The organism is Pedobacter sp. 01N416 (assembly GCF_056399685.1).
Window position 1 is genome coordinate 1 of record NZ_JBFTRT010000318.1, and the last position, 5,628, is coordinate 5,628.

Annotated in this window: 4 protein-coding genes; all 4 read left to right on the forward strand. The window is 39.5% G+C overall.

The genetic code is table 11. From position 1 onward, the window contains the following. Nucleotides 1-1,369, forward strand: a 1,369-nt coding sequence (locus AC1DND_RS17245; RefSeq protein ID WP_477583468.1) for a TonB-dependent receptor domain-containing protein, incomplete at its 5' end; no start/stop codon positions are given. An 18-nt stretch (nt 1,370-1,387) separates the two neighbouring features. Further along, on the forward strand, nt 1,388-3,067 hold the full coding sequence (locus AC1DND_RS17250; protein ID WP_477583470.1) for a RagB/SusD family nutrient uptake outer membrane protein: 1,680 nt from the start codon (nt 1,388-1,390) through the stop codon (nt 3,065-3,067). 118 nt (nt 3,068-3,185) lie between these two features. After that, a complete protein-coding gene (locus AC1DND_RS17255; protein WP_477583472.1) occupies nt 3,186-4,166 on the forward strand; it encodes a purple acid phosphatase family protein in 981 nt (326 codons plus the stop codon). A 70-nt stretch (nt 4,167-4,236) separates the two neighbouring features. Further along, nucleotides 4,237-5,463, forward strand: coding sequence for an acyltransferase family protein (locus AC1DND_RS17260; protein WP_477583474.1), 1,227 nt, complete (start codon nt 4,237-4,239; stop codon nt 5,461-5,463). The last annotated feature ends 165 nt before the right edge of the window (nt 5,464-5,628 follow it).

A 5,628-nucleotide genomic window follows, 5' to 3' on the forward strand; every position in this document is an offset into this window, starting at 1 on the left:
CCCCTATGCCATTCCTACTTACCGCATTAATTTAGGAAATGACCTTGTTTATCAAAGAATCCTGATGATCTCTGACTTTTTCAGGTTAAATTATAATTATAAGAGTAAATACTTTTTGCAAGGTTCAATCAGACGTGATGGAAGCTCTGCATTCGGAAAAAATAACCAATGGGGTTATTTCCCGTCTGTTGGTTTAGCCTGGAGAGTAAGCGAAGAAGAATTCATGAAGGGCCAATCATTTGTTAGCGATTTAAAAATCCGTGCCAGTTATGGAGTAACTGGAAACTCTTCAGGTATAGGTGCCTATTATGGACAGTTAGTTTATGGTGGTTTCGGCACTTATTACAACAATGGTGTGCAGGCAGGGGCGTATGCACCTATCCAAGGTGCAAACCCCAATTTAAAATGGGAAAGGACATCAACCAAAAACATTGGTGTGGACTTTGGTATTTTAAATAACAAAATTACCGGTAGTGTAGATGTCTATGATAAAAATACCAATGGCATGCTTTTCAAATACAGTGTACCACAAGCACTTGTTCCGGGCGGCCAATTATACGCAAACGGTGGTAGCATCAGTAATAAAGGTATCGAAGTAAGTTTAAATGTATCACCAGTTGCTACCAAAAGTTTTTCATGGTTGAGTAGCATTAACATGGCCTATAATAAAAACAAAATTACAAGCTTACAAGGTCCTATTTCTAATGCAGATTCTATTCGTTACTCGGATCCTGAAGGGCCAGGACAAACCAATGCAACTTTACAGRTTCTGAAAGTTGGTTACCCGCTTGGCCAGTTTTTTACGCTAAAATATGCAGGTAAAGATGCAAGTGGTAACTCGATGTTTTACAAACACGATGGTACTACAACGACTACACCAAGCATTGGAACCGATTATTTCTACCTGGGCAATGCGCAGCCAAAAGTAATAATGGGTTGGAGCAATACCTTCAAATATAAAGAATTGGAGCTGAACATCTTTTTAAGAGGAACCTTTGGTAATAAAATATTTAACGCCACCAAAGCTGATTTATCTTACACCGCAGGCGCAGCAGTTAATAATATACTAAACAGCGCTGCTGACGATAAAGTAACGGACACAAGAAACTCATTCTACTCAGACCGGTATATTGAAAGTGGTTCTTACGTACGTTTGGATAACGCAACTTTAGGCTATAATTTTAAAAACCTAATTAAGTATGTGAGTAATGTTAGGGTTTATTTATCAACCAATAATTTATTTACCATTACTGGATATAAAGGGATTGATCCTGAGATTAATCAAGGAGGTGCTGCCCCGGGTATAGATTATAATAACTTCTACCCTAAAACCCGTACTTTTTTACTAGGTCTTAACGCATCATTTTAAAACACAAATTTTAAAGACATGAAAAAGATATTATTTGGAATATTATTTGCGCTGACTGGTGCATTAATATTCACCTCCTGTCAAAAACTCGAGGTACCCGTTACATCAGAACTTTTACCAGAAACCTATCCCAAAACAGCCGCACAGTTAACATCGGCATCCGGAGCGGTATACATCAATTTAAGGAGCGATTATGCCACTACTTACTTTTTTTTACAAAGCTCATCAACAGATGAATCGGTGCTGCCAATTTTTGCTTCCGACTGGATTGACGGAAATAAGTACCTTGAATTGCATCGCCACACCTGGACAAAAGACAATGCTTGGGTTGCAGCAGGTTGGTCTTATTTGACCAACATTATCGGCACTGCCAATCAAACCATTTCGATTATTAGCGAGTCGGCACCAGCGGGTGCAGCAAAAAACACCAACCTTGCAGAATTAAAAACCATGCGGGCCCTGTCGTACTTTATGATGATGGATTTATATGGCAATGTTCCGTTAGATACCTTGTATGGCAGCACAGCATTAAAAACAAATTCGACACGTGTACAGGTATTCAACTATGTAGAAAGCGAGCTTAAAGCGGCTATCCCCTATTTAAAATCGACTAGTGGTATGGCAACCTATGGTTTACCAACAAAATACCTGGCTTATTCGATATTGGCAAAAATGTACTTAAATGCAGCAGTGTACACTGGAACAGCACGTTATGATGATTGTATAGCGGCCTGCGACCAGATAATTAGTTCAGGCTTGTATAGCATAGAACCAATGTCGAGCTATCTACAGATGTTTTATCCCACCAATGGGCCAACGCAAAAAGAATTTATTTTTGCAATTCCATTTGATGCGTCTACCTCTACCGGCAATATGTTTATGGCCCGTTACGATTTAAACCGTAACCTTGGTATACGTTATCAATACTCTGGCTCCACACCGGGCACATTTACCAACCCGGTTATGAACCAAAGCAGTGGCGGGGGCTTATCAAACAATAAACCGAGCGGTCCGCGAATGACTACAACTGAGTTTTATGCAAATTTTAACGATTCGAACGACATCAGAAACAAACAATGGCTTACCGGCCCACAGTACTGGCCAGATGGAAGTCCGATTATGGTGAGCACCACTAATTTAGGTTACGATCAGTTTTATACTGGTGGAACTACGGCTGGAGCGTTACCTTATACCTATGCGCTAAATTTAACTCCGTTGAGCAGTTCACGTTTAGGTGCAAATGCTTACGATTTAGGGAAGGATGAAATTGCCTGGAATACCGGCTACCGCAACATTAAATTTTTACCAGATTACACCAATCCAATTAGCCGGAACCAAAACAACGATATGCCATTATTCCGCTATTCAGATATTATCCTCATGAAAGCAGAGGCTATATTCAGAGGTGGAACGCCAACGTTAGGTGCTACAGCAATAGGTTTGGTAAACAGTGTACGAAGCAACCGTACCACTTCTGCTGCTTTAGGAGCATTAACATTGGATGTACTTTACAATGAGCGTTCGAAAGAATTTGCATGGGAATGCTGGCACCGTAATGATATGATCAGGTTCGGTAAATTTGAGAACACTTATGGTTTATCTAAAACCAATACCGATACTTATCGCCGTATATTCCCAATTCCAAGTACAGCAATAGCGACAAACAATACATTGGTTCAAAACCCCGGTTATAATTAACCCTCGGTAAACAATACAAAAATTTCTCTGGTGTAAAAGCCAGAGAAATTTCTTTTTTCCCATCCTGTTTAAGGCCGATGGTCCATCAAAATTTCTCAATCACCTTAAATTTATCTCCATGAGGAAACACTTACTTTTACTGATTTCCCTATTTACCTATTGCTCATTGCAAGCTCAGGTTTTACTAAAAACACAATCTGAAGCCACCACACCAACCAAAACTTTAACTAAAGATGCCTTATCGCTTAATTTCATTGCCATGGGCGATTGGGGCCGTAACGGTGCCGACCATCAGAAACAGGTAGCGCAACAAATGGGGATAACCGCAGCAGATGTTAAAGCACAGTTTATCATTTCCACAGGCGATAACTTCTACCCTAGCGGTGTAATCAGTGAGCACGATCCACTTTTTAAATATTCTTTTGAAGATATTTATACTGCATTTTCTTTGCAATGGGATTGGTATCCGGTACTGGGTAACCACGATTATAAATCCAATCCAGATGCCCAGGTAGCCTATTCAAAAATAAGTAGAAGATGGAAAATGCCTGCCCGTTATTATGCAAAGAAATTTCCTATTAACGGAGACCTGAACAATCAGGTATTGATTGCTTTTATCGATACCAACCCTTTAATTCCAGAATTTTACAAAAATTCAGAATACGGCCCAAACGTAAAAGGCCAGGATACTACCCAACAAAAACGATGGCTTACTAAAGTATTAAGTGATGAAGATCCAAGCATCAGATGGAAAATTGTTGTGGGTCATCACCCCATGTATACTGGAGGAAGCCGCACAGACGGATATGATACCAAAGCAATCCGCCGTTCTCTTAAACCGGTTTTTGATCGTTATGGCGTAGATGTATACCTCACCGGGCACGAGCACAGCTTGCAGTACATTAAACCTGAAGGCAAAACGCATCATTTCATTTCAGGCGCAGCATCAGAAAAAACACCTGTAAAACTCATTGATGATGCCCAGATGGTGGCTTCTATTTATGGTTTCATGCTTTTTTCGGTCGGCAAAGATTTAATCCGCGTACAAACCATTAACGATGAAGGAGAAATTATTTATAATACCATTATCAAAAAATAAATGCTGCTTTTCTCCGAACAGCGCTTATTTTTAGAAAACAAAAATCGCCCATCATTAGCTTAAAAATATTATGGCCATTACCGAAACTGCACCACAGGATTTGCTTTTACCGAAAAAGAAAAGATTACTTTCTTTAGATGCCTTACGCGGTTTTGACATGTTCTGGATTATTAGTGGAGAAGGTATTTTCCACGGACTGGCCAACGGTGTAATGAAAGAACACCATTTGATCAGAAATCCCAATGATTGGACCATCGCCAGTAATGGCCATTTATCGTTTCTCGAAAGTTTTTTGGTTGGCATCAGCAACCAGCTTCATCACTCCCTTTGGAATGGTTTTACTTTTTACGACCTGATTTTTCCACTTTTCATTTTTATCTCAGGTGTTTCGATGCCATTTTCTTACGAAAAACATTTAAATGCCGGAAATGATAAAAAAAAATCAGCAAAAGGTATTTATTATGCCCTGATCAGAAGAACACTGATTTTAATCTTTCTTGGAATGGTGGTAAACGGCCTGCTCAAATGGGAAGGCTACGAAAATACACGTTTCGCGAGCGTACTTGGCCGTATTGCCCTATCCACTTTTTTTGCAGCTTTAATTTACCTCAATTTTTCGTTACGCAAACAGCTTATCTGGCTGCTGGGCATTTTATTGGGCTATTACATCATCATGATAGCCATACCTGTTCCTGGTTTTGGAAATGGCGTTTTAACACCCGAAGGTAATCTGGCAGCATATGTAGATCGCTTATTGTTGCCTGGCAAACTCCATCGTGCAGTTTACGACCCAGAAGGTTTGCTGAGCACTATTCCTGCCATTGCAACAGCACTTTTAGGGGTATTTACAGGAACATTTCTAAACACTAAAAATAACCGTTTCAGTTTGGTTCTAAAAGCTTTCTACCTCTTTATAGCAGGCATAATATTGGTTTCGCTTGGATTATTATGGAACCTAATTTTTCCGGTTAATAAAAATATGTGGACAAGCTCTTTTGTGTTGGTTGCCGGTGGATGCAGTCTGGTGCTGTTCTCAGTCTTCTATTACATTATTGATGTTAAAACTTATCAAAAATGGAGCTTGCCCTTCATCTGGATTGGTACTAATTCTATTTTAATTTACGTTTGTGCCCATGGCCTTTTCAATTTCGAATCTACTTCACAATTCCTCTTTGGCGGAGTTATCGCTAAAATTCCTTTAGGCTGGCAACAGGCAGGTTTATGGCTAGGTGTTCTACTGATACAGCTTGGGATATTGAAATTTCTCTATGATAGAAAATGGTTTTTAAAAATTTAAGGCAAAGCCAGTAGATTCCATACGCTAAGTAATACTAGAAAGATCCTGAAACGGGTTCAGGATGACGAAACGAGCGATATTAAAAACACCAAATTACCCTTGAAGAACAAAGAAGCAATAAAAGAACTTCCTTTAATATCAAGTCCTGCCCCCACTATACTATAC